22 protein-coding genes are annotated in these 24,313 nt (G+C 54.6%); 18 read left to right on the plus strand and 4 right to left on the minus strand.

Annotated elements, in window-relative coordinates; all coding sequences use genetic code 11:
* Window positions 1-123: 123 nt before the first annotated feature.
* From cysM to mazG, 4 genes are all read left to right on the plus strand, one after another.
* Entirely contained in the window at window positions 124-960 is an 837-nt protein-coding gene (gene cysM / locus SOJ49_RS06590) for a cysteine synthase CysM (RefSeq protein WP_369858042.1), read from the plus strand.
* A gap of 129 nt (window positions 961-1,089) precedes the next feature.
* Window positions 1,090-2,406 (plus strand): 23S rRNA (uracil(1939)-C(5))-methyltransferase RlmD, encoded by a 1,317-nt coding sequence (gene rlmD / locus SOJ49_RS06595; protein WP_369857440.1) that lies wholly within the window; start codon window positions 1,090-1,092, stop codon window positions 2,404-2,406.
* Window positions 2,399-4,645: a GTP diphosphokinase gene (gene relA / locus SOJ49_RS06600; protein ID WP_369857441.1), complete on the plus strand. Its 2,247-nt coding sequence runs from the start codon at window positions 2,399-2,401 to the stop codon at window positions 4,643-4,645. Before rlmD ends, relA begins: the two co-directional genes overlap by 8 nt.
* Window positions 4,645-5,472, plus strand: coding sequence for a nucleoside triphosphate pyrophosphohydrolase (mazG, locus tag SOJ49_RS06605; RefSeq protein ID WP_369857442.1), 828 nt, complete (start codon window positions 4,645-4,647; stop codon window positions 5,470-5,472). Before relA ends, mazG begins: the two co-directional genes overlap by 1 nt.
* Window positions 5,473-5,574: 102 nt before the next feature.
* Here mazG and SOJ49_RS06610 read toward each other — a convergent pair whose 3' ends face one another.
* Window positions 5,575-5,907: a type 1 pili tip component gene (locus tag SOJ49_RS06610; RefSeq protein ID WP_369857443.1), complete on the minus strand. Its 333-nt coding sequence runs from the start codon at window positions 5,905-5,907 to the stop codon at window positions 5,575-5,577.
* 160 nt (window positions 5,908-6,067) lie between these two features.
* Between SOJ49_RS06610 and ppc the strand changes: the two genes are divergently transcribed.
* From ppc to SOJ49_RS06635, 5 genes are all read left to right on the plus strand, one after another.
* Entirely contained in the window at window positions 6,068-8,707 is a 2,640-nt protein-coding gene (gene ppc / locus SOJ49_RS06615) for a phosphoenolpyruvate carboxylase (RefSeq protein WP_369857444.1), read from the plus strand.
* Between the two features lie 363 nt (window positions 8,708-9,070).
* A complete protein-coding gene (gene adk / locus SOJ49_RS06620; RefSeq protein ID WP_369857445.1) occupies window positions 9,071-9,724 on the plus strand; it encodes an adenylate kinase in 654 nt (217 codons plus the stop codon).
* Window positions 9,725-9,842: 118 nt separating this feature from the next.
* The gene (gene tsaB, locus SOJ49_RS06625) at window positions 9,843-10,580 is read left to right on the plus strand and encodes a tRNA (adenosine(37)-N6)-threonylcarbamoyltransferase complex dimerization subunit type 1 TsaB (RefSeq protein WP_369857446.1); all 738 of its coding nucleotides are present in this window, start codon (window positions 9,843-9,845) and stop codon (window positions 10,578-10,580) included.
* A 10-nt stretch (window positions 10,581-10,590) separates the two neighbouring features.
* Window positions 10,591-11,388, plus strand: a complete 798-nt coding sequence (locus SOJ49_RS06630; RefSeq protein WP_369857447.1) for an undecaprenyl-diphosphate phosphatase — start codon at window positions 10,591-10,593, stop codon at window positions 11,386-11,388.
* Window positions 11,389-11,404: 16 nt separating this feature from the next.
* Window positions 11,405-12,184: a class I SAM-dependent methyltransferase gene (locus tag SOJ49_RS06635; RefSeq protein WP_369857448.1), complete on the plus strand. Its 780-nt coding sequence runs from the start codon at window positions 11,405-11,407 to the stop codon at window positions 12,182-12,184.
* Between the two features lie 46 nt (window positions 12,185-12,230).
* Here the strand turns inward: SOJ49_RS06635 and plsB are convergent, their stop codons facing one another.
* Together plsB and SOJ49_RS06645 are read right to left on the minus strand one after the other, a co-directional pair.
* Window positions 12,231-14,684 (minus strand): glycerol-3-phosphate 1-O-acyltransferase PlsB, encoded by a 2,454-nt coding sequence (gene plsB, locus SOJ49_RS06640; RefSeq protein WP_369857449.1) that lies wholly within the window; start codon window positions 14,682-14,684, stop codon window positions 12,231-12,233.
* A gap of 68 nt (window positions 14,685-14,752) precedes the next feature.
* Window positions 14,753-14,998: a SlyX family protein gene (locus tag SOJ49_RS06645; protein ID WP_369857450.1), complete on the minus strand. Its 246-nt coding sequence runs from the start codon at window positions 14,996-14,998 to the stop codon at window positions 14,753-14,755.
* Between the two features lie 180 nt (window positions 14,999-15,178).
* Between SOJ49_RS06645 and SOJ49_RS06650 the strand changes: the two genes are divergently transcribed.
* Entirely contained in the window at window positions 15,179-15,571 is a 393-nt protein-coding gene (locus SOJ49_RS06650; protein WP_369857451.1) for a cold-shock protein, read from the plus strand.
* A 311-nt stretch (window positions 15,572-15,882) separates the two neighbouring features.
* Here the strand turns inward: SOJ49_RS06650 and SOJ49_RS06655 are convergent, their stop codons facing one another.
* Window positions 15,883-16,656, minus strand: coding sequence for an inositol monophosphatase (locus SOJ49_RS06655; protein WP_369857452.1), 774 nt, complete (start codon window positions 16,654-16,656; stop codon window positions 15,883-15,885).
* Window positions 16,657-16,838: 182 nt separating this feature from the next.
* Here SOJ49_RS06655 and SOJ49_RS06660 point away from each other — a divergent pair, with 182 nt between their 5' ends.
* The 8 genes from SOJ49_RS06660 (at window position 16,839) to ispG (ending at window position 24,267) form a co-directional block, all read left to right on the plus strand.
* The gene (locus SOJ49_RS06660; protein WP_369857453.1) at window positions 16,839-17,753 is read left to right on the plus strand and encodes an RNA methyltransferase; all 915 of its coding nucleotides are present in this window, start codon (window positions 16,839-16,841) and stop codon (window positions 17,751-17,753) included.
* Window positions 17,746-18,588, plus strand: a complete 843-nt coding sequence (gene cysE / locus SOJ49_RS06665) for a serine O-acetyltransferase (protein ID WP_369857454.1) — start codon at window positions 17,746-17,748, stop codon at window positions 18,586-18,588. The genes SOJ49_RS06660 and cysE overlap by 8 nt, the downstream gene beginning before the upstream one ends.
* A gap of 169 nt (window positions 18,589-18,757) precedes the next feature.
* The gene (gene iscR / locus SOJ49_RS06670) at window positions 18,758-19,240 is read left to right on the plus strand and encodes a Fe-S cluster assembly transcriptional regulator IscR (protein WP_369857455.1); all 483 of its coding nucleotides are present in this window, start codon (window positions 18,758-18,760) and stop codon (window positions 19,238-19,240) included.
* Between the two features lie 166 nt (window positions 19,241-19,406).
* The gene (locus tag SOJ49_RS06675; protein ID WP_369857456.1) at window positions 19,407-20,579 is read left to right on the plus strand and encodes an aminotransferase class V-fold PLP-dependent enzyme; all 1,173 of its coding nucleotides are present in this window, start codon (window positions 19,407-19,409) and stop codon (window positions 20,577-20,579) included.
* Between the two features lie 113 nt (window positions 20,580-20,692).
* Window positions 20,693-21,118, plus strand: a complete 426-nt coding sequence (gene ndk, locus SOJ49_RS06680; RefSeq protein WP_369857457.1) for a nucleoside-diphosphate kinase — start codon at window positions 20,693-20,695, stop codon at window positions 21,116-21,118.
* Between the two features lie 79 nt (window positions 21,119-21,197).
* Window positions 21,198-22,316, plus strand: coding sequence for a 23S rRNA (adenine(2503)-C(2))-methyltransferase RlmN (gene rlmN, locus SOJ49_RS06685; RefSeq protein WP_369857458.1), 1,119 nt, complete (start codon window positions 21,198-21,200; stop codon window positions 22,314-22,316).
* A gap of 11 nt (window positions 22,317-22,327) precedes the next feature.
* Window positions 22,328-23,128: a tetratricopeptide repeat protein gene (locus SOJ49_RS06690; RefSeq protein ID WP_369857459.1), complete on the plus strand. Its 801-nt coding sequence runs from the start codon at window positions 22,328-22,330 to the stop codon at window positions 23,126-23,128.
* 29 nt (window positions 23,129-23,157) lie between these two features.
* Window positions 23,158-24,267 carry a flavodoxin-dependent (E)-4-hydroxy-3-methylbut-2-enyl-diphosphate synthase gene (ispG, locus tag SOJ49_RS06695; RefSeq protein ID WP_369857460.1) on the plus strand — a complete coding sequence of 370 codons (1,110 nt, stop codon included), beginning with the start codon at window positions 23,158-23,160 and terminating at the stop codon, window positions 24,265-24,267.
* Window positions 24,268-24,313: the final 46 nt, after the last annotated feature.

The raw sequence follows: 24,313 nt of genomic DNA on the forward strand, positions 1-24,313 counted from the left end.
TCGTATTTGGTTATATAAAGAATAGGTAAGGTGACTATTGTGACGACCTTGGCGACCCCTGACATTGATTATCCAACCATTGCTGACTGCGTCGGCCACACGCCGCTGGTGCGATTGCAGCGTATGGGTGCCAATACGGACGGCAACCAGATATTACTGAAGCTGGAAGGCAATAACCCGGCAGGATCGGTGAAAGACCGACCGGCACTGTCAATGATCCGCCTGGCCGAACAGCAAGGTGATATTCAGCCTGGTGATACGCTGATCGAAGCGACCAGCGGCAACACCGGGATTGCGTTGGCTATGGCCGCTGCGATGATGGGTTACCGTATGATCTTGATTATGCCAGACAGCAGCACGATGGAGCGACGCTGGGCGATGCAAGCCTATGGCGCGGAATTGATTCTGGTCAGCAACGGCATGGAAGGTGCCCGTGATCTGGCGTTGTCGATGCAATCACAAGGTCAGGGCAAGGTACTGAACCAGTTCGGTAATATGGCCAATCCAGAGGCTCATTATGCCAGCACCGGCCCGGAAATCTGGCAACAAACCGCTGGACGGATTACCCATTTTGTCAGTTCCATGGGAACCACCGGAACGATTATGGGCATCTCCCGTTATCTTAAAGAGCAGAATCCGGCGGTCTGTGTCGTCGGGTTGCAACCCTCGGACGGCGCATCGATTCCGGGCATTCGTCGTTGGCCGGAAGAATACCTGCCCACTATCTTTGAACGTCAACGCGTCGATCAGATACTCGACATCGGCCAGCACGAAGCGGAAAGCACCATGCGCCAGCTGGCCCGTGAAGAAGGCATCTTTTGTGGTGTTTCATCCGGTGGTGCGGTGTATGCGGCGTTGCAGCTGGCGTTGCAGCTGCGGAACGCCACGATTGTGGCTATTGTGTGTGATCGTGGCGACCGCTATTTATCCTCAGGTATTTTTGCTCCGGAGCAGGAATAACCGCCGAAACCCCCGTCAATCTGATTGTGACCGGGCTTCAGGGTTGCAATCCCGCCGAGAGTACCAATACTGTGCGCCGTTACTCGCCAGCGGAGATGTATCTAGCTGGCATTTGCTCAGGAGATACGGGTGGTCACGGCAAAAACCTTGCAACTGAATATTGATAATATGACGTCGGATGGACAGGGAGTCGCTCGCCTTGGCCGTGATGTCTATTTTGTGCCCGGCGCTTTGCCCGGTGAGCAGGTCACTGTCCGCCTGGACGGCCGCCGCAAAAAAGTCTGGATGACTCGGTTGGTATCGATTGAGCAGCCGGCAGCAGACCGGGTGATACCGGACTGCCCTCACTATCAGCGTTGTGGCGGTTGTGATTTGCAGCATTTAGCGTATCCCGCCCAGGTTAACTTTAAACAACAGCGTGTCGAACGGGAGTTCAGTCGTCAGGGGCTGGTGGTGCCGGAATGGGCACCGCCGATAACCGCAGAACCTTGGGGCTATCGGCGCAAGGCGCGTTTGGGAGTGCGCTTCAGCAAAGACAAACAGCGTAATTTTCTCGGTTTTCGTGAAGCTGCTTCCGAGCATCTGACCAATATTGATCGCTGCCCAGTTTTGCCTGCGTTACCGGCACTGGACTGGATGCGCTGGCGCGACGGTATTTCGACCCTGCAGGGACGTGATCGTATTACCCAGATTGAAGTAGTCGCGGCCGACAATGCACTGGCGCTGGTGTTCCGTATTCTCAAACCGCTCTCGCTGGCGGATCAGCAATCATTGTGCTCGCTGGCTGAATCTCTGAGTGCTGACTCGTCATTGCAGCTGTGGCTCAATCCGGGGCGTGACGAACCGTCGGTGTGCATTTTCCCGCAACAACCGGTCGAGCTGGTTCATTTTGTGGATGAGCAGCCATTAAAAATGCAACTGAGTGACTTTTTCCAGGTCAATGGCCCGGTCAATCGCGCCATGGTGCAACAGGCATTGGCATGGTTGCAGCCGCAAAAAGAGGACGTGATCTGGGACCTGTTTTCCGGACATGGCAATTTCAGTATGCCACTGGCCCGACGTTGCCAGCATGTCAGTGCGGTGGAGGTTCAGGCCGACATGGTCAGCAGTTTGCAGCGTCAGGCTGAATCTCTGGCGTTGTCCTTGCATGCGATTGAAGCAGATTTATCCAATTCAGGCGTGCTGGCTCACCTGCCGGCACCCGACAAGGTGTTGCTGGACCCGCCACGAGCAGGTGCGGCAGCCCTTATGCAGGAACTGAACGCCCGTAAGGTATCGCAGGTGCTTTATGTGTCTTGTGACGCAGCGACACTGGCGCGGGACTTGAGTACGCTGGCTGCGGCTGGCTACCAGATAGAAAAGGCAGGAATTATGGATATGTTTCCCCAGACGCATCATGTTGAAACCATGGTGCTGCTCAGCTACCGGGACAAGCGCCGTGGTTAAGGTAAGAGACGATCTCCCCCTCTGGCACGACGGGTCACTGGATGCCGAACGCTGGTTAGAAAGTGTTACCCAAGGTTACGAGATTCGGGATCCTGAGGTTTTATTAAAAGCATTGCAGCTGGCCAAACAGTTGTCTGATGAAGCCATTGCCAATCAGACCTACTGGTCGGTTGACAGTGTGCAGATGGGCATTGAAATGGCACAGCTGCTGATGGATCTGAGGCTGGATACCGAGTCGCTGGTGGCCGCCGTGCTTTACCGTGCCGTACGGGAAGGGCGGCTGTCGCTGGCACGGGTAGAGCGTGATTTTGGTGGCGCCGTTGCCAAATTGATCGAGGGTGTGCTGCGCATGGCGGCCATCAGCGCGATTCAGAACTCGTCGGATGATGTCGTGCTGGGGCAGCGCGAAGCCCAGGTCGACAACCTGCGTAAGATGCTGGTTGCCATGATTGATGACGTCCGAGTGGCGCTGATCAAGTTGGCCGAACGTACATCCGCCATTCGTGCTGTGAAGGACGCTCCGCCAGATCGCCGCAAAAAAGTGGCTGAAGAGGTGTTTAATATCTATGCGCCGTTGGCGCACCGTTTGGGGATTGGTCATCTCAAATGGGAACTGGAAGATCTGGCGTTTCGCTATTTGCAGCCCGACTCCTATAAACAGATTGCGCGCTTGCTGGATGAAAAACGGATTGCCCGCCAGGACTATGTGAATGGTGTGGTGCAGGTATTGCGGGAAGAACTGCTGAGTTATGGGATTCGTTGTGATGTGTATGGTCGAGCCAAACACATCTACAGCATCTGGCGTAAAATGAGTCGCAAAAACCTCGATTTCTCCCAGATATACGACATCCGTGCTGTCCGCATTCTGGTGCCCGAGCTGCGCGATTGTTACGCCGCGCTGGGAACCGTGCACACGCTCTGGCGCCATATTCCCAACGAGTTCGACGACTACATCGCCAATCCCAAGGAAAATGGTTACCGCTCCCTGCATACCGCCGTGATCGGCCCGGAAGGCAAGGTGCTTGAAGTGCAGATTCGTACCCATGCCATGCACGAAGACGCTGAGTTGGGTGTTTGTGCTCACTGGCTGTACAAGGGTACCGATACCAACGGCAAGGATCACGGCTACGAACAGAAAATTGCCTGGCTGCGACAAGTGCTGGAATGGCACGAAGAACTGGATGACCTGCCGGAACTGGCACGGGAATTACGCAGCGACATCAATCCGGATCGTATCTACGTTTTTACCCCGGATGGTCATGTGGTGGACTTGCCGCCGAGTGCAACACCGGTGGATTTTGCCTACCGGGTACATACCGAAGTGGGCAACAAGTGTCGTGGTGCCAAGGTTAATGGCCGCATAGTGCCTTTGACCTACATTCTCAAAACCGGTGAACAGATTGAAATTCTGACTCATCCCAATGCCAACCCCAGCCGTGACTGGTTGTATCCAGAGTCCGGGTATATCCATACCAGCCGGGCCAGGGCCAAAGTCGCGCACTGGTTCAAGTTACAGGCGCGGGATCAGAACATCGATGAAGGACGTGCGCTGGTACTGCGTGAACTGGATCGTCTGGATCTGGCGCAGGAACCCCTGCACGATATCGCCCAGAATATGAACATGAAGTCGATCGATGACATGTTTGCTGCGGTCGGCGCTGGTGATATGCGTGTCGGTCAAATTGTCCATGCCGTACTGCGTCAGGCCGATGTCGGGCAGCCCCAGCAAGAATTACCCTTGGCTCGCAAGACGGCGGAGACAACCGTCAAACCGGGCAAGGACGATATTTACATTGAAGGTGTGGGCAACCTGTTGACTCAAATGGCGCAATGTTGTCAACCGTTACCCGGCGACGATATTCGCGGCTATGTCACCATTGGTCGTGGTGTGACCGTGCATCGCAGCGATTGTGAAAATCTGCTGCACCTGGAGGCGATTGAGCCAAGTCGTGTCCTGCAAGTCACCTGGGGCGTCAAACCGACCCGCACCTACCCGGTCGAAATGTCGATTCTGGCGTATGACCGTACCGGCCTGTTACGTGACGTCAGTGCGGTACTGGCGAATGAGCGGGTTAATGTAATCGGCGTGAATACCCAGTCGAACCAGGGCGACAATACCGCCAGTATGCAGTTGACGGTGGAAGTCGAAAGCCTGGAAAACCTCGGCCGTTTGATGAAAAAAATCGAACAACTGCCCAACATCATGTCGGCCCGCCGTATTCGCGGGGGGCAGTCCTGATGTATCAGCTGGACGATTTACTGACGCTGATGGCCCGGTTGCGCAACCCGAAAACGGGTTGCCCCTGGGATCTGCAGCAAGACTTCGCCAGCATCGTGCCCCATACGCTGGAGGAAGCCTACGAAGTCGCTGATGCCATCGAACGCCAGGACTGGCCTCATCTCGAAGAGGAATTGGGTGACCTGCTGTTCCAGGTGATTTTTTATGGTCAATTGGGTGTCGAACAGCAGCATTTTTCGGTCGCCAGTATTATCGACCGTCTGGTGGCCAAGCTGATTCGTCGTCACCCTCATGTGTTTCCGGCTGGTACGCTGGAGAGCGAACGTGATCCATCGATAACACCGCAAGCAGCCGAGATCAATGCCCATTGGGAGGCTATCAAGGCAGCAGAGAATGCCGCCAAGCCGACACCCCATCCGCCTCGTTTACTGGATTCTGTTCCAGCCACCATGCCGGGTTTGACCCGCGCCGTAAAATTGCAGAAAAAAGCCTCAACGGTCGGATTTGACTGGAATAATCCCCACGCGGTGGTCGACAAGATTCGTGAAGAGCTGGATGAAGTGATTGTCGAGATGGATGCGAATGACCATCAGCGGCTGGAGTCTGAAATTGGTGATCTGCTGTTTGCCGTGGCCAACCTTGCACGTCATTACCATATTGATCCCGAGGTTGCAGTACGTGGCACCAACCAGCGTTTTAGTCAGCGTTTTGCGGTGGTCGAAGAGCGTGCCCAGGCGGCGGGTGGCTGGCACCAGGTAACTCTCAGAGAGATGGAAACCTCCTGGCAAATCGCCAAACAACAGGAAAAACGGCAACAGGAAAAATGACAACAGCAGCAAGCAGACTGATCCGAATCAGCCATGGCTCTGCTGATTGCGGAAGCAGATCAACAGGGCCAATGACAGTCAGGCCTGGCCTGAAAGCTAATGCTAATGTTTGTCGTTATTGGCTTGCTCCAGGTGTTTGCGGGTCAACTCCAGAAATGCCGGGGTAGGCCCTATATCTTCATATACCGGAAACCCCTCTTCGTCGCGTGCGACCACCGTATTCCCGGCAACATAGGGGAAACCACTGGCAAGGTCATTTAACGCCGCATGCACCAGATCGCGTAACAGTCGTTCCTGCGACAGACCTGGGAACATTTCCAGCAAGGCCTCTACACGAGCCGCATCCTTGACGTTGAGTGAAATCGGATAGCTGCGGTCACCGACCGGATCGCCATATTCCTGTTCCCAATGGGCCATCAGAGCAGACGCTTTCATATTAATCTCCTTTCACAATGTCCTTTTATTTTGGTATGAATTGCAGTGAAGGTTCAGAAAACTTACGGAAACAACGGGACAACCTGGGCAAAAAAAGACAACTGCCAGCTCTGTCACGTGACTATTTGACGTAAAACCGATCATTCAGGAGGGCGAATCGATGAGCGAGCTGGATCCACTATTACGCGACAAGGTGAAAATGCTGGGCAAGATGCTGGGCAATACCATCCAGGCCAGTCAGGGCCGTGAGGTACTGGACTCAATCGAGTCCATTCGCAAACAGGCCAAACGTGCTCGCGGTGGCGACTCGGGTGAGCGAGAACAGCTGCTGACAACGCTGAAAAACCTGCCGGAAGAAACCTTGCTGCCTGTCGTGCGCGGCTTTAACCAGTTTCTCAATCTGGCCAATATTGCTGATCAGCAACACGGCAGCAGCTGGCGTCGTGCCGAAGCACTGCAATCGGGTCTGGATACCATGTTTCCGGATTTACTGGAACGGCTTGAGACCGCAAGTGTGGCGGTTGACGGTTTGAGTGAGCGCATCGCCAGCCTTAATATTGAACTGGTATTGACGGCCCATCCTACCGAAATTACGCGCCGAACCCTGATTCAGAAATACGACGCCATCACTCGCTTGTTGCAGCAACGGGATGATCTGCATGATGAGCACCCCCTGCTGGGTGAACTGGATCAACGCCTGGCTCGGCTGATTGAAGAAATCTGGCACACCAACGAAATTCGCAAAACCCGTCCGACGGCAGTGGATGAAGCCCGCTGGGGGTTTGCGGTGGTGGAAAATTCGCTTTGGGCGGCGGTGCCGCAAATGATGCGGGATCTGGATCAGCAATTGCTGGCGCGTGGTGGTTCCGTATTGCCGCTGGATGCCGCACCGGTACGGTTTGCTTCCTGGATGGGCGGTGACCGTGACGGCAATCCGAATGTCACGGCGCAGGTGACGCGAGAAGTGCTTTACCTGGCTCGTTGGATGGCAGCCGACCTGTATCTGCGTGACATTGATACGCTGGGTAATCAGTTGTCGATGGCGGCGGCTTCAGCAGAACTCCGGCGGGCCTACCCTAATGACCCGGACGAACCCTATCGGGCCTGCCTGCATGCGTTAAGGTCACGGTTGGTGGATACCAAGCAGTGGGCCAATGGTTGCATCAAACAGCAAGAGACCAGCGGAAACCCTCTGACTCGGGATGATGAGCTGCTGGAGCCGTTAACCCTGTGTTATCGCAGTTTACTGGAGCAAGGCATGGAGACCATTGCCGACGGCCAGTTACTCGATACCATTCGCCGGGTGGCCTGTTTTGGTGTATCGCTGGTACGCCTGGATGTCCGACAGGAATCCTCGCGCCATGCCGGTGTGATGCAGGAAATCTGTTTGTACTATGGCTGGGGTGATTACCTCAGTTGGACGGAAGACGAAAAGCAGACGTTTTTGCTCCGTGAGTTGGCGTCCCGGCGACCTCTGGTACCCAAGCACTGGCAGCCGTCGGCGGAAGTCCGTGAGGTTCTGGAGACGGTTGCGGTACTGGCGACGGAAGCCGGAGACGGGGTGTCTTGTTACATTATCTCCATGGCCAGCGAACCCTCGGATATTCTCGCCGTTGCCTTGTTGCTGCAGGATGCCGGTGTGCGTGAGCATTTCCCGGTGGTGCCACTGTTCGAAACATTGGGCGATCTGCAACAGGCGTCATTGCGGATGAGCAAGCTGTGGGCTGTCGACTGGTATCGGAGTTACTGCGAGCAGCGGCAGCAGGTCATGATTGGTTATTCTGACTCTTCCAAGGATGCCGGCCAGTTAGCCGCTGTCTGGGCGCAATATCAGGCCCAGGAAGCGTTGACCCGGACGGCCAGTGACGCCGGTATTTCCCTGACCCTGTTCCATGGCCGTGGCGGTACCGTCGGTCGTGGCGGTGGCCCGGCCCATCGGGCGATTCTGGCTCAGCCGCCGGGTTCCGTGGCCGGTGGTTTGCGGGTGACAGAGCAAGGGGAAATGATCCGCTTCAAATTTGGCCAGCCAGATGTGGCCCGCCGTAATCTAAAAATCTATGTGTCTGCGGTACTGGAAGCCAATTTACTGCCACCTGAGCCAGCCCGCATCGAGTGGCGTGAGCAAATGACTCGTCTGGCGGAACGGGGGGTTGCATCCTACCGTGCCATGGTCAGAGATACTCCTGAGTTCGTGCGCTATTTTCGCAGCGCGACGCCGGAACCGGAGCTGGGCAAACTGGCGCTGGGCAGTCGACCGGCAAGGCGCAAGGCGGGTGGTGGTATCGAAACTCTGAGGGCGATTCCCTGGATTTTTGCCTGGACCCAGATGCGGCTGATGTTGCCCGCCTGGCTTGGCTCGGACGAAGCGCTGGATGACTGCCAACAACAGGGCGATTTGCCGGTTTTGCAGCAGATGTATCAGGACTGGCCGTTTTTCCGTACTTATATCGACATGCTGGAAATGGTGGTATCTAAAGCCGATGCTGCGATTGCCCAATATTATGAAGCTCGTCTGGTCGAACCAGAGTTGCAGTTATTGGGTAGCCAGTTGCGCCAACGTCTTGATAAGGTTAAGACTTTGGTGCTGGCGATTAATCGCCAACAGGCCTTGCTTGCCAGCCATCCAATATTGCGAGATTCCATGGCAGTACGTGATCCGTACACCGATCCGTTGCACTATTTGCAAGTGGAGTTGTTGTATCGTGAACGGCAACATCCGGAAATTGTCAGCCAGCTGGTTGAGCAAGCCTTGATGGTCACAATGGCCGGGATTGCAGCAGGCATGAGGAATACCGGTTAACGGGGTTCTCTTGCCGTTGGCCGCTGTTGTCTGCCGGGTAAGCAATTACCTGTGTCAAACCAGTACTACACAGAGGCTTTGTGAAACGGGTAATATCCTGTTTTGACTCAGCACTGATTTGACCAGGTTAGTGGGTTTTGTACGACCTGGGGATAATGCCTCAGGTCGTAGTACGCCGCGTTAAAATGATAACAATCAAAGCGGTATACCAAAGTCGTGCGTTACTCTGGCGGGAATTTGGTCACAATAAGTTGAGATCAGACCTGTGCCAGAGTAAGGTTACAGCTATTTTTTGGCTGGTTAAAAAATAATCATAATTTTGACCAGATGGATCCAAACCAATCTAACAACGAGGGGAAGCGCATGCGCGTAATTCTTTTGGGCGCACCTGGTGCAGGCAAAGGCACTCAGGCTCAGTTCATTTGTGAAAAATTTGAAATTCCACAAATATCGACCGGCGACATGCTGCGTGCGGCAGTCAAAGCCGGTTCCGAGCTTGGTCTCAAGGTCAAGGAAATCATGGAAACGGGTGGTCTGGTATCGGATGAAATTATCATCGATCTGGTCAAGGAACGCATTGCTCAGGACGACTGTGTTAACGGTTTCCTGTTCGATGGTTTTCCTCGTACGATTCCGCAGGCAGAAGCCATGCTGGAAGCCGGTGTGACGATCGATAATGTGGTTGAAATTGATGTGGACGATGAAGAAATCGTCAAACGTCTGAGTGGTCGTCGCGTTCACCCTGGTTCAGGCCGTGTTTACCACGTGGTCTTTAATGCTCCTAAAGTGGCTGGCAAAGACGACGAGACAGGCGAAGATCTGGTGCAGCGTGATGATGACCAGGAAGCGACCATCCGCAAGCGCCTGTCGATCTACCACGAACAGACCGAACCACTGGTTGCTTTTTACAAGCAGCTGGAAGCCAAACAAGATGCCAATTCACCGAAATACAGTCATATTCCCGGTGTTGGCTCGCTGCAAGACATTACCAATACCGTGATGGCAGCGCTGGGTTAATCCCCAGATCGCTGGAAAGAAGCTCCTTCGGGAGCTTTTTTTAGGTCTGCTGATTCTGTCAGCGAGTCGGGTTTGCTCTGCTATACTGCGCGTTTTTTAACAGAAGGCAGGGTTTGGAATGGCCAATTTGCTGATTGTTGATGCCTCTTCGGCGTTGTGTTCTGTCAGTCTGATCTCGGCCGCTGGTGTCCAGGATCTTACCGAAAGACAACCCCGCCGCCATGCCCAGCGGCTGTTGCCGATGATCGACGAGGTGCTGCAGGTGGCCGGGGTGGACAAAACAGCTCTGGATGGTCTGGCTTTTGCCCGTGGCCCCGGCTCATTCACCGGTATCCGTATCGCCGTGAGTGTTATTCAGGGTATTGCGTTGGGGTTGAACCTGCCGGTCTATGGCTTTTCGACCTTGCAGTTGCTGGCACAACAGGCACTGGCCGAAACGACGGTGGGTCAGGTCGTGACTGTGCTGGATGCGCATATGGGCGAGGTCTTCTGGGCTGTCTACGAACGGAATGACGAGCAGGATGGACTGCTTTGTCGGCTGGTTGGCGTTGAGCAGGTCAGTGACCCACAGCGTTGTGTGGATGGTTTGCAGTACATGCTGCAGGCGCATCAAATCGATCCTTATAACTGCGTGTTGGCCGGTAATGGCGTAGCGCTGCTGACACTGGAAGATCGATTACCTGCACTGTCTGTCGTTGACGGTATTGAACCCTTGAGTCACTACGCGGTCGATCAGGTCGCCAATGCCTGGCAGCGGGGGGAATTTGCTGGCTTCGAGGATTTCCCCCCCGTATATTTGCGCGACTCTGTCGCCTGGAAAAAACTGGACGAGCAACCAAGCCTGCTCAAACGCTGAGGAACCAATCGTGGGAATTTTTGAAACAGTCGTCTTGGCGATCCTGCAAGGGATTACCGAGTTTTTACCGATCTCCAGCTCCGCTCACCTGATTTTGCCCTCACAGGTGTTCGGCTGGCCAGATCAGGGGTTGGCTTTTGATGTCGCAGTGCATTTTGGCACCTTGCTTGCGGTTGTCTGGTATTTCCGTAATGAGCTGCAACGCATGATCGTGGGTTGGGTGACGACCGGATTTACCAGCACGCCTAATGAAGATGGGCGTTTGTCCTGGCTGGTGGCCATTGCTACGGTACCGGCTGTGATCGTGGGGTTACTGGGTCAGGATTATATCGAAGCCAATTTGCGTTCGACCCTGGTGATTGCGATCACGACGATTGTTTTCGGTATCGTGCTGGGTGTGTCTGATCGCTGCAAGCCGCATCGTGGCAGCCTGACCGAAATGACTGTGGCACTGGCGCTGGCGATTGGTATTGCTCAGGCGTTGGCGTTGATACCAGGGACATCCCGCTCAGGCATTACCATGACGGCGGCGCTATTTCTGGGCTTTCATCGTCTGGATGCGGCGCGTTTTTCCTTTCTGTTATCGGTTCCCTTGATTCTGGCTGCCGCTGGCCTCAAGGTCGTGGAATTGCTGCAGGCGGCAGAGGGTGTTGACTGGTTCCATTTGTTGTTGGGGATGGCGGTGTCTGGCATCAGTGCCTGGGCCGGAATTCACTACTTCCTGCAGTTGGTCGATAAGCTGGGCATGTTGCCGTTTGTGATCTATCGCTTGCTGCTGGGTGTGCTGCTGTTGCTGTTTTTTGTCTGATGTTGATCAGCCAGCTATGTCTGAGTTGATTTGTCTGGCCCCGCAGCGCGCGGCTGAAGCCGCTGTGTGGGCCTGTCGATATGGCTTGATCCCTGCACCAGTGGAACAACTGCGGAATCCCGGTTTTCACCTTTGTCTTGATGACAGTGGTTTGTCATTGCGTGAAGGGGCCGCTGGCAAGGCGGTTGTACGGGTTGACTTTACCGGCGGTACTGCAGCTCATCGGCGCCGTTTTGGCGGTGGCATGGGACAGGATATTGCCAGGGCTGTTGGCGTCTCGGGTGCTTATAAACCCAGTGTGATTGATGCGACAGCAGGATTGGGACGAGACAGCTTTGTGCTGGCAACTCTTGGTTGTCAGGTGGTTGCCCATGAGCGTCAGCCGGTTGTGGCGGCGCTGTTGGATGATGGCCTGATACGTGGGCGGCAAGACATCGAGGCCGGAGAGATTGTTGCCCGTATTCGATTGTCGTTTGGCTCCAGTCATGAGCTGCTGGTTGCTGAAACAGAGGCATCGCGTCAGCCGGATGTGGTTTATCTTGATCCGATGTTTGGTGAGGATGCCAAAGGTTCGGCCCAGGTTAAAAAGGATATGCAGGCGTTTCGTTCACTGGTGGGTGGTGACGCCGACGCCGACGGGCTACTGGATGCGGCGCTGCAAACCGCTCGCTGTCGGGTGGTGGTGAAGCGGGGGCGCAAGGCCAAGCCTCTGGCCAATCGGCCCCCTTCTTATGCCCTGACGGGCAAGTCCAATCGTTTCGATGTCTATGTGCTGGCCAAGGTGGCACCACTCTGACAGTGGCTGCTGTGTCCTGTAGTGTTCAGGGTTGCAGGGTCAGGACTCAGATACAACGCAAAATACTGTGCCGCACACTGCCGTCCAGTGCTTGCTCCAGCTGTTCGGTCAGTGCGACCAGGGCATCACCAAACGCCAGTACGTTATGCGCTTGCTGACTCAATATGCCCTGATCTAACAGCTGTGAGACAAGCGTGCGAAACAGTGTGGCGTCAAAAAATTCCGGTGCATTCAAGCCATGCAGCAAGCTGACCCGCTGTGCAATCAGTGAGCATTGTTGCTCCAGCTGCTCTGCTGTCAAGGTGCCTGAACGTCGTTGTCGGAGCAGCGCCAGGGCCAGATAGTCGCGTTCCAGTGTCGGCATCATCAGCTTGGCCAGTGCCGTGAGTTCGGTATAGCTGGCCTCTCTGTCATCCACGGCGCAGTAGTGATTGTCGCTGCATTCCAGATAATCGGCGTCGCAAAGGGTTGCCAGCCAGCCGTCAATAACGGTGTCCAGTTGGGCTGTTGACCAGGGCAAAAATAGCTCTGCCTGCAAGTAGGGGTAGAGGGTCTGGATTAGTGATCGTAATTGCTCTGGTTGCAGCGGTTGGCGGTGTATCAGCAAGCAGCTCAGCACCGAGGGGATCGCCAGCAGATGCAGGACGTTGTTGCGGTAGTAGGTCAATGCGATCGCCTGGCGATCATCAGCGTATATCAGGTCACCCATGCTGTGGCTCTGACGCTGAATACTGCCGAGGGTTTCGGCATGCTGAAGCCACTCGGCGGCATTACCCTGGGTGACTTGCGTGCGGCTACTCAAGGGCTGCTGGACGATTAATGCCGCCCAGTTTTCCAGCCGCTGGATCAGTGCTGCTTCTTCCATGGCCTCTCGTGGGCTTGTCAGTAATGCCATGGCGACCAGGTTGATCGGATTGACCGAGGTTGCCTGATTGATGCCAGTGACGATACGGCGGGCCAGATTGTCGACCACCGGGCGTGCCCAGTCGGGGCGATAGTGATTGGCCTGATAATCCTGTTCACGCCAGTCCGGCTGTTGTTGATTGAGAAATTCGGTCAGATAAATCGGTTCGCCAAAGTTGACCTGTACCTTGCCAAAGTTGCGCCGGAACGACTTCAGTGTGGTAATCACGCCGAGCAGGCTTTCTTTGCGCTTTTTCTTACCCTTCAGTTCCTGCTGATAACTGCCCGCTTCAAAGACTTTTTCGTAACCCAGGTAAACCGGCATAAACAGGATGGGCTTGCGGGCATCGCGCAAATAGCTGCGTAATGTCATGGCCAGCATCCCGGCTTTGGGTTGCAGTGTCCTGCCGGTGCGGCTGCGGCCACCTTCAACAAAATATTCAGCGGCATAGCCATGAGTAAAAATACTGTGTAAATACTCGTCAAAAACGGCGGCATACAGCGGGTTGTCGCGAAACGATCGGCGCATAAAAAATGCGCCGCTGCGGCGTAATATTGGCCCGGCAACCGGCAGGTTAAGATTAATACCGGCGGCAATTTGCGGGATTTGCAGACCATTGTGATAAAGCACATAAGACAGCAGCAAATAATCAATATGACTGCGGTGACAAGGGACATAAATAATCTCGTTGTCTCTGGCGGCAGTTTTTAACGGATCAATATGGCTGACCTGAACCCCATCGTAGAGGGTATTCCACACCCAGCTCAGTAATACATCCATAAATCGCACGGTGGTATAGGAAATATTGGAGGCAATTTCGTCGGCATATTTCAGTGCTTTCTGACGCGCCTGGGGCAGCGTCAGGCTGCGCTCCTGCATGGCCTGTTCAATCGCCGCCTGTACCAGCGGGCGGTTAGGGATCTGGCTGATCAGGGTGCGCCGATGGGACAGGTCTGGCCCGATGACGGTCGCGGAGACCAGTCGAAAGTGGATACGCAGCAGCAAGGCTGTTTTACGCGCCAGTCGTGTGGGTGTGCGAGTATCTTGTGCCAGTCGTTGCATCGACACCGGGCGGCTGATGTGCACAAAGGTATTGCGGCCATTAAACAGGATGGCCATCAGGGTGAAAATACGTCCGCCAAGGGTGCCACTGTTTTGCAGCCAGATGCGCAGAAAAGAACCTTCTTTTTCTGGCCCCCGTCCCCAGAATACCCGTACCGGTATCACTTCAATATCGCGATCGGGGTGAGCCAGCTGCCACTCGGCCAGTGTCTTCAGCGCTTTGCAGATCACTGGCTTGCCTGCTTTGCGGAAGGGGCTGCCAGAGCGGCGATAGACGTGAAAAAAAGGCTGCAGTCCTGCCTGGTTGAGTGGGCTGTTATCATCCAGTGGGCCGGTCCAGTCGAGTGTTTGTACCTCACGGTCAATTACCAGGGTTTCTGCCAATGAGGGGTAGAGCAAGGCATAAACCCGCAGAGTTCCGCCGGTAGCTGGCTGCTGCTGGGCTGGGCCTATCAGGCGGGTTTTAAGCAGGCTGTATAGCAGTGCCTGGAGCCAGCCGAGTAGTCGTAGGTGCCAGCGGGAAAGCCGGTTCATCCGTAATATCCTTGTTTGCTGTCATCGGAGCGATGCAGGGTTGATCATATACTGCCAGCCCGGTGAGGTTAATAATGGGGGGGTGGTGCATCATCCTGGGCGGATTTTATATCGCCTGTGTTGGCGGCCAATTGTTCCAGACGGCGGTTCATGAGCTGCATGGCCTGATGGGCCAGAGTGAAGTCTGCAGACAAGCGGGTTATCTGATCATTCAGTGTCTCGACCGTTTCGTCCATATAGCTCAGCCGGGTTTCCAGTTCGGTGATACGATCCAGTGCGTGGATCAGTTCAGGGGCGTTTGGGGTGTTACTCATTCGGGTTTGCTCACTGTGTTGAGGGGCAATTGCTATCATATTGATTTTTTAAGAGATTTAGGATTTCATGCAGGGAGGCTGATTGCCGCTATGATCCAGAATATAAAACAGTTTTAAACGTTAATTACAGGTATCGCAATGGTTCGTAAATTAAGTCTCGCTTTGCTGACAGCTGTTATTGTGTCAGTTGCTTTTTGGTTGTCGTTTCAGGGGTTGATGGGTGATGTACAGTTGCCGATGGCGCTACCGCTGATTGTCTTTGTTGCCGGTTTTGTCGCGGGTTTGCTGGTTGTCTCTCTGGCTGGTGCTGAGCAGCCTCCTCGTGGTCGCAGTACGGGCACAATTGTTGAGGAAGACGTTGAGGATGGTCGTGAGCGTGGTGTAGTGAAATGGTTTAATGTCAAAAAAGGTTTTGGCTTTATTACCTGGGATAGTGGCGAAGATGTCTTTGTGCATTTTCGTTCAATCCGTGGTCAGGGGCATCGCTCTCTGGCTGAAGGGCAAAGAGTCAAGTTTACTGTGGTACGGGGCGACAAGGGCCCGCAAGCAGAAGACGTGTCAGCGGTGCAATAAGCCGTCCTGATGCAGCATAAAAAAAGCGGCGTTTGCCGCTTTTTTTATGGCGATTCTGTCCCGGTTATTATGCCGAGGACGGATCCTCAGAGAGATGCAGGCTGGGCTGGTCGCATAATTGTGCTTCCCCCAGCCATGCCAGCAACAAGGTCAAATAGTGCAACATGATTTCCGCCTCCAGACCTGCTTGAGTGAGTACACTTCAAGCATAGACCAGATAGGGAAGCCCGGTGTGCGCCCACTGTCTCGAAAGCACTTTTCGTAACCTGCGACCTTTTCCGCAGCAGGACAGCCCTGAGTCCGACAGCCTGCTAGTCTTTTAATAACAGGCTTTTTAACAGTCGCGGGTTACTCACAATCAGGTTGGCTCCCTGACGTATGCGCGGTTCGCCGTTCATGTCAGACATCAGGCAGCCCGCTTCGGAAGCGATCAGCCCTCCGGCGAGGAGACTGAATTCATCTACGTTACTCAGTACTACGGCCTGGAAGCGGTCAGCAGCGACATAGGCAATAGACAGGGCGTTGGAACCGATGTTGCGCAACTCGTAGGTTTTGCTCATCAGCTTCATAATCCGCTCTCGCTGGGCGTAGGCTTCTTCACCTACCCCCACCGGCTGGGTATAACCCACGATGGCGTCAGCCAGGTTGTTGATGTTGCCGCAACGGATACGGCGGCCGCTTAACTGGGCTCCGCGTCCACGAGAAGCCGTAAACTCATCGCCGTTGATTGGATTGGTAATCACCGCGTGTTCCGTCTTGCCATTGATCTGGCAGCCAACAATGATGGCAAACGCAGGAATACCGACCCGGAAGTTGGCGATATCGTCAATGACGCAGATATGCCATACCGGTTGTTTTTCGGAACCAGAGTTCAGACCGGTTTCACGGCCGTTAAAGCTGTGCTCCGGGTAGGATTTTTTCAGTTCAAAGATGATGCTTTTTTCCAGACCAATGGTGCAGTCTGCAATAAACTTCGCTTTTTCCTGATCCGTACTTTGGTACGAATCGAAGCGGTCCAGTCGGCGGACCAGATCCTGACCCGCATTGCGCGCAGCGCGCAACGCCAAGTTCACCATGGGCTGCATTGCGATAACTATCTCTTAAAGAACGAGGGAACCGGCGATTATATCAGCACTGCTATGGTTGGCGAAGCACGTTTTAGCTACACTTCGCGGTTTTTAGCCGTTCCTGCGTCATTTTGTTGGCTTGAAGGGGATGCAGGCAGCGAGTCATGTCCCAATGGCCACAGCTCCAGACGGCGTCACAGATGAACGTAAAGGTGGGTGAAGTGATTTCAGACGCAGGTGACCATTATCCTCTGCTCGATGCCATTGACATCGTGATGGTGAATACCACGCATTCCGGCAATATCGGCGCAGCAGCCAGAGCGATGAAAAATATGGGGCTTGGCCAGCTGATATTGGTTGACCCGATTGCCACCGTTAATGACGAAGCGCTGGCCCGGTCGTCGCGAGCCGATGACATTTTACAGCGGGTGCGCATTGTGCCGACGCTGGAAGAAGCGGTTGCCAACGCCAGTCTGGTGGTGGGCACCAGTGCTCGCAGTCGACATATCCCCTGGCCGTTAATGACGCCGCGCCAGGCTGCCAGCAGTGTGTGCAACGTTGCCGCTACAGGTGCTCGTGCTGCCCTGGTATTTGGGCGCGAGTCTCGAGGGCTGACCAATGAAGAGCTTCATCTTTGTCATGCACACGTCCATATACCAACGGTTGAATCGTTTTCTTCGCTGAATGTCGCTCAGGCGATTCAGGTGTTGTGTTACGAAATGCGTCTGGCTGCGATGGATGCTGCGGTCGCGGGTATCGGGACTGAGGCTGTTATGGGCCAGCGCTGGGGAGTGGAATGGGATCATCCACCGGCAACCCATCAGGAACTGAACGGTATGATTCTGCATCTGGAACAAACGCTGGTTGATATTGGCTTCCTCGACCCCAATACACCCAAGCAACTGATGACCCGATTGCGTCGCCTGTATCAGCGGGCGGAGCCAGACAAGATGGAAATCAATATGGTGCGTGGCATGCTGGCTGCGGTTCAACAGCTGGTTGTGCGTAGCCCGGGTCAGCAACCACAGCAACCGTCACTACAGCAACCGCCACAGCAACCGGATGATCAGTCGCTGATGGGGGATGCATCTCAAGGGAACCGCTCTGATGTTTAAGCAACTCCGTGAAGACGTCGCCTGTGTGTTCGAACGCGATCCTGCGGCTCGAAACACGTTTGAAGTACTGACGACCTATCCGGGCGTACACGCCATTTTGCATTATCGGCTGGCCAACGGTCTCTGGCGGCGCGGGTTCAAATGGCTGGCGCGTTTGCTGTCGACCTTCAGCCGCTGGCTGACCGGCATTGAAATTCACCCCGGTGCGACGATTGGACGACGATTTTTTATCGACCATGGCATGGGTGTGGTGATTGGTGAAACCGCCGAGATCGGTGACGATTGCACGCTGTATCACGGTGTAACGCTGGGGGGCACCAGCTGGAACAAGGGCAAGCGCCACCCGACCTTGCAGGATGGCGTTGTGGTCGGTGCTGGTGCCAAGGTGTTGGGGCCAATCGTGGTGGGCAAGAATGCTCGTATTGGTTCCAATGCGGTGGTCACCAAGGCTGTTCCCGAAGGTGCGACGGTGGTGGGTATTCCAGGTCGGATTGTACGGGTCGCGGGCAAGAAAAAGCCGTTGCCGGAAGGCACAGTACGGATGGCCGAGAAACTGGGGTTTGATGCCTACGGTATTGCGGATGGCACACCGGATCCGATTGCCCGCTCGATTCACAATATGATGGATCATATGGATGCGGTGGACAGCAAGATTGATCGTATGTGCAAGGCGCTGCATCAGGTTGGTATTCACAGTTGTGATGATGCGTTGCCACAACTGGAGCGTGAGCACTTTGTCAGCCTCGGTGATCTGGATGACCAGCAGCGCAGTGCCGGCGCTGACTCTGCAGACGATGACATGCCAGAGACCACGAACCACAATGGCCCTGCTTGAGGGTGAGCAAAATAGTGCAAGCAAGATAGTGGGCAACAGGATGTTGGTACAACCGAGAGACTTGAAGCGGGCCAAATTGACGGACTTTATGCAGATATAGTTGACTGCAATAGTTGACGGTATTAGTCGGATATAAACATAATGCCGATCCGATCGGAGGAAGTTTTATATGCGACTGACAACCAAGGGCCGCTATGCGGTGACTGCCATGCTGGATTTGGCCATTCACGCTGAGAATGGCCCTGTCAGCCTGAATGATATATCGGGTCGGCAGGGCATCTCGCTGTCGTACCTGGAACAATTGTTTGCACGTTTGCGGCGTTGTGAACTGGTATCGAGTGTGCGCGGCCCAGGCGGTGGTTATCGCCTCAGTCGTGAGCTGGGTGCCATCAATGTTGCGGAAATCGTCGACGCTGTTAATGAGTCGATGGATGCCACCCGTTGTAACAAGCGCGGCGATTGCCAGGAAGGACACGAGTGCCTGACCCATCATCTGTGGCTTGACCTGAGTGACCAGATTCACGACTTTCTGTCAGCGATCAGTCTGCAAGAGCTGATTGTCAGGCAGGAGATCCAGAATACGGCACACCGTCAGGATATGCAGTCGGGTAATCGTATCAAGGCCTTCTTGTCTGACGCCATGAATGGCTGAGCAGGTTTGATATATGTTGCTGCGCGGTGGTCAGCGTTCTGCTTCTGGCCGCCGTGCCCGGCACTGATAACAGCTGACACAACACCGATACTGCGTTGTCGATGTCTTGACCCGCGTGGCGGAGTCGCCACAATACTACCTCCGCCTGACGTGATTTGGATTTGCAATGAAAACCCTTTACCTCGATTACGCTGCCACCACACCGGTTGATCCGGTGGTTGCCGAAGCCATGGCCGCTTGTCTGACCATGGATGGCAATTTCGCCAATCCGGCATCGCGTTCCCATCGTTTTGGCTGGCAGGCTGAGCAGGCGGTTGAAAAAGCCCGTCGTCAGGTAGCCGACCTGCTGGGTGCCGATCCGCGTGAAATTGTCTGGACCTCGGGAGCGACAGAAAGCAACAACCTGGCGCTCAAGGGTGTGGTTGAATATTACCGTCGCCATCATCCTGGCAAGTCCTGTCATATCATCAGTTCATCCATCGAGCACAAGGCAATACTCGACACCCTGAACTGGCTGAAACAGCAGGGCGTGGACATTACCTTATTGGCACCGGATGCGGATGGCCTGATTCATCCCCGCCAGGTCAGCGATGCGCTGAGAGACGATACCGTACTGGTATCGCTGATGGCGGTGAATAACGAAATTGGTACCTTGACCGATATCGCGGCGGTGGCGGCGCAGCTCAGTGATCATCCGGCGCTGTTGCATGTCGATGCGGCCCAGGCGGTCGGCAAACTACCGGTCAATGTGAACCACTGGCGAGTCGATCTGCTGTCGGTATCGGCGCACAAGTTCTATGGCCCCAAGGGCATGGGGGTGTTGTACGTGCGGCGTCAGCCGCAAGCCCACGTCGATGCCCAGATTCATGGTGGTGGCCATGAGCGCGGTATGCGTTCGGGCACGCTGCCAACGCACCAGATTGTCGGTATCGGCACCGCCGCACAGCAGGTTGCCGAGCAGTTGACGGAAGAAGTAGCACGGATTTGTGCGCTGCGTGACCGTCTGGAACAGGCGTTACTGGCGCTGGGCGACGTGTATCTTAATGGCCATCCGCAGCAGCGTGTTGCCGGACACCTGAACCTGTCGTTTGACGGGGTTGATGGCGAAATCCTGCTGGCCTCCCTGGCTCAGGTTGCGGTGTCGTCCGGGTCGGCCTGTACGTCTGCCAGTGTGGAGCCTTCCTATGTGCTCAAGGCGCTTGGTCGTAGCAACGGATTGGCGCATGCCGGGTTGCGTTTCAGTATCGGCCGTTACACCACGGCGGAGGATATTGACTTCGCCATTGAGCAGGTTAGCCGGGTCGTGACGTTGTTACGCCAACAAACCCGCCGGGTCTGACGTTGAGTGTTATGTCAGAGAGACGTCACACGCGTACACCTTTCATCAAAACGTGCGTATAATCCGCCGGATTTTTAAACCCCTGAATACCTTATTACTATTGGAGCAAATACATGGCTGTTGAACGCACGCTGTCTATCGTTAAACCAGACGCAGTTGCCAAAAATGCAATCGGTGACATCATGGCCCGTTTTGAAAAGGCCGGCCTGAGCATCGTTGCAGCCAAAATGGTTCGCCTGGGCGACGACAAAGCTGGCGGTTTCTATGCTGAGCACAAGGAACGTCCTTTCTACAAGCATCTGGTTGCTTTTATGACGTCCGGCCCGGTTGTTGTGCAGGTACTGGAAGGCGAAAATGCTATCCTGCTGAACCGCGAACTGATGGGTGCTACCAACCCGAAAGAAGCCGCTGCCGGTACAATCCGCGCTGACTTCGCTGAAAGCATTGACGCCAACGCAGTACATGGTTCTGACTCTGCCGAATCTGCGGCTCGTGAAATCGCGTATTTCTTCTCTGCCGACGAAATCTGCGCCCGTTGATTTTGTCTGAACGGGAGCGGTTTGCTCCCGTTCGTTCTGTATTTTCCTGCTCGGAAGCGCTACGCCAGGTAACAGCTCGATGACCGATACCACTCAAAAGATCAATCTGCTGGGCTTGTCTCCAGCGAAAATGGAAGCCTTTTTCATCGATATCGGTGAAAAGAAATTCCGTGCCCAGCAGATGCTGAAGTGGATCCATCAGTATGGCGAAGCCGATTTTGAAAAAATGACCAATATGGGCAAGCCCCTGCGCGCCAAACTGGCTGAGATCGCAGAAATACGCTTGCCTGAAGTGGTCTACGAAGATATTTCTACCGATGGCACCCGCAAATGGGTGATGCGGATGCCTGGAGGCAGCTCGATTGAAACCGTCTACATACCCGAAAAAGAACGCGGCACCCTGTGTGTCAGCTCACAGATTGGTTGCTCGCTCGATTGCAGCTTTTGCTCCACCGGCAAACAGGGTTTTAACCGCGATCTGAGTGTGGCCGAAATTATCGGCCAGGTGTACGTTGCTGCGATGAGCTTTCATGGACCAGGTGAACGGCGTGAACGTCGTATTACCAACGTGGTCATGATGGGCATGGGCGAACCGCTGTTGAATTTCGACAACGTGGTTGACGCCATGCACCTGATGATGGAAGACAACGCCTACGGCTTGTCCAAACGTCGGGTAACCCTGAGTACGTCGGGTGTGGTGCCGATGATGGATAAATTGGGTGAAGTGACCGATGTCTCCCTGGCTGTGTCTCTGCATGCCCCGAATGACGAGCTGCGTAACCAACTGGTGCCAATCAATCGCAAATACCCGATTGCCGAGTTGATTGCCGCGACCAATCGTTATTTGGCCAGACTGCCTGATCGTCGCAAAGCCACCATTGAATACACCATGATGGAAGGGGTGAACGATAGCCTGGAAAATGCCATCGAGCTGGCTGAACTGCTGAAACAGGTGCCCTGCAAGATCAATCTGATCCCGTTTAATCCGTTCCCGAATTCAGGTTACAAACGTCCGAGTAATAATCGTGTCTACCGTTTCCGCGATCATCTGGTCAGTCAGAATCATATTGTAACGATACGCTCGACACGCGGTGATGATATTGACGCCGCTTGCGGCCAGCTGGTCGGCAAGGTCGAGGATCGTACGCGCCGCAGCGAGCGCTATATCAATGCGGTGCAACTGGATTCCAACCAATAAGGCCCTCAGGTATGAGACAACTCAGCAACACCTTGCAGCAACTGCTCATGATTACCCTGACGCTGGTTTTGACGGCCTGTGTCACTACCACCGAAAGCCGTTTGCAAAAAAACAAGAACCCGGACAAGGCGTTGGAAAACTATACCCAGCTCGGTTTTGGCTATTTGAAACAGAATCGCCCGGATCTGGCCCGTCAGCGGCTGCAAAAGGCGCTGTCGATTGATGCTGACCATGCACCGGCCAACGACGCGATGGGGCTGGTCTGGCAAATGGAAGGAGAATACGACCTGGCGGAAGAGTTTATGCGCAAGGCGATCTCCAACGACAGTTCTTACGCCGCCGCAAAACATCACCTGGGTCGGTTGTATGCCCAGATGCAGCAATACAATAAGGCCGAAAAATGGCTTGAGACTGCGGCCGGTGATCGTTATTACGACGGTCGTGCCAATGCCTACAACGACCTGGCAATGAACTATTACCGCCAGAATGAACCAGTAAAAGCGATTGATAATTATCTCGAAGCCCTGCGTTTGTCGCCGTACAACGTTGACGCTTTGGTGAACGCATCGACCTTGCTGTTCGAGGCCCAGCGTTACGACGAATCACGCAAGTATTTTGACCGGCTGGATCGACTGGTGATCAAGGGTAACACCCGTCACACGTCTCACAGCCTGTGGCTGGGTATCAAACTGGCGACCATTTACCAGGATACCGACAAAGTGATTGGGTTAGCGACGCAATTGAAAAAACAATTCCCCGACTCCAACGAGTATCGCCTGTACCAGGAATCCCTGGGCAGCGCCAAAGATTGATCACAGGCACAAGCGAGCGAGACAGACTGATGCATTTTGAAAATCCGATCAAACGTCGCAAAAGCCGCAAGATCATGGTGGGCGACGTCGCTGTTGGCGGTGATGCACCGATTTCGATTCAGACCATGACCAACACCGAAACTACCGATGTAGCCGCCACCGTCGCGCAAATCCGGCGGGCTCAGGACGCCGGAGCCGATATCGTGCGAGTCTCGGTGCCGTCCATGGACGCCGCAGAAGCCTTTGGTCAGATTCGCAAGCAGGTCACTATTCCGCTGGTAGCCGATATTCATTTCGATTACCGCATAGCCCTGCGGGTTGCCGAACTGGGTGTCGATTGTCTGCGTATCAATCCCGGTAATATTGGTCGTGAAGATCGGGTACGGGCGGTGGTGGATGCCGCACGTGACAACAATATCCCGATCCGCATTGGCGTTAATGCCGGTTCGCTGGAAAAAGACCTGCAAAAGAAATACGGCGAGCCAACCCCCGCAGCGCTGGTGGAATCCGCCATGCGCCATATCGATATTCTCGATCGCCTCGACTTTCAGGAATACAAACTGAGCCTGAAAGCATCGGATATTTTTATGACGGTGGCCGCTTATCGTCAGATTGCCAGCCAGATCGAACAACCGTTACATCTGGGCATCACCGAAGCCGGTGGCTTGCGTGGTGGCACGGTAAAATCCTCGATTGGTCTTGGTCTGCTGTTATGGGACGGCATTGGCGACACCATTCGAGTGTCATTAGCGGCCGACCCGATTGAAGAGGTCAAGGTCGGCTGGGATATGCTGAAGTCGCTGAAAGTGCGCTCCCGTGGCATTAACTTTATTGCCTGCCCAAGCTGCTCACGGCAGAATTTTGACGTCATCAAAACCATGAACGACCTGGAAAGCCGGGTCGAAGACATCCGTACCAATATGGACGTGGCGGTGATTGGCTGTGTGGTGAATGGGCCAGGAGAAGCCAAAGAAGTCGACCTGGGGCTGGCCGGTGGTCAGCCTAACCTGGTGTACATCGACGGCAAACCGGCGGGCAAACTGAATAACGATACCCTGGTAGATGATCTCGAACGTCTGATTCGTGAACGTGCCGACCAGCTCGACAAAGAACGTGAACATCTGATTGTCTCCAGCTGAGACCGCAGAACAAAGCAGAACTTGAGACTGCAGAACTACAGGAATA

It is taken from the genome of Candidatus Thalassolituus haligoni (genome assembly GCF_041222825.1).
In the GTDB taxonomy this organism is placed as follows: Bacteria; Pseudomonadota; Gammaproteobacteria; order Pseudomonadales; family Oceanobacteraceae; genus Oceanobacter; species Oceanobacter antarcticus.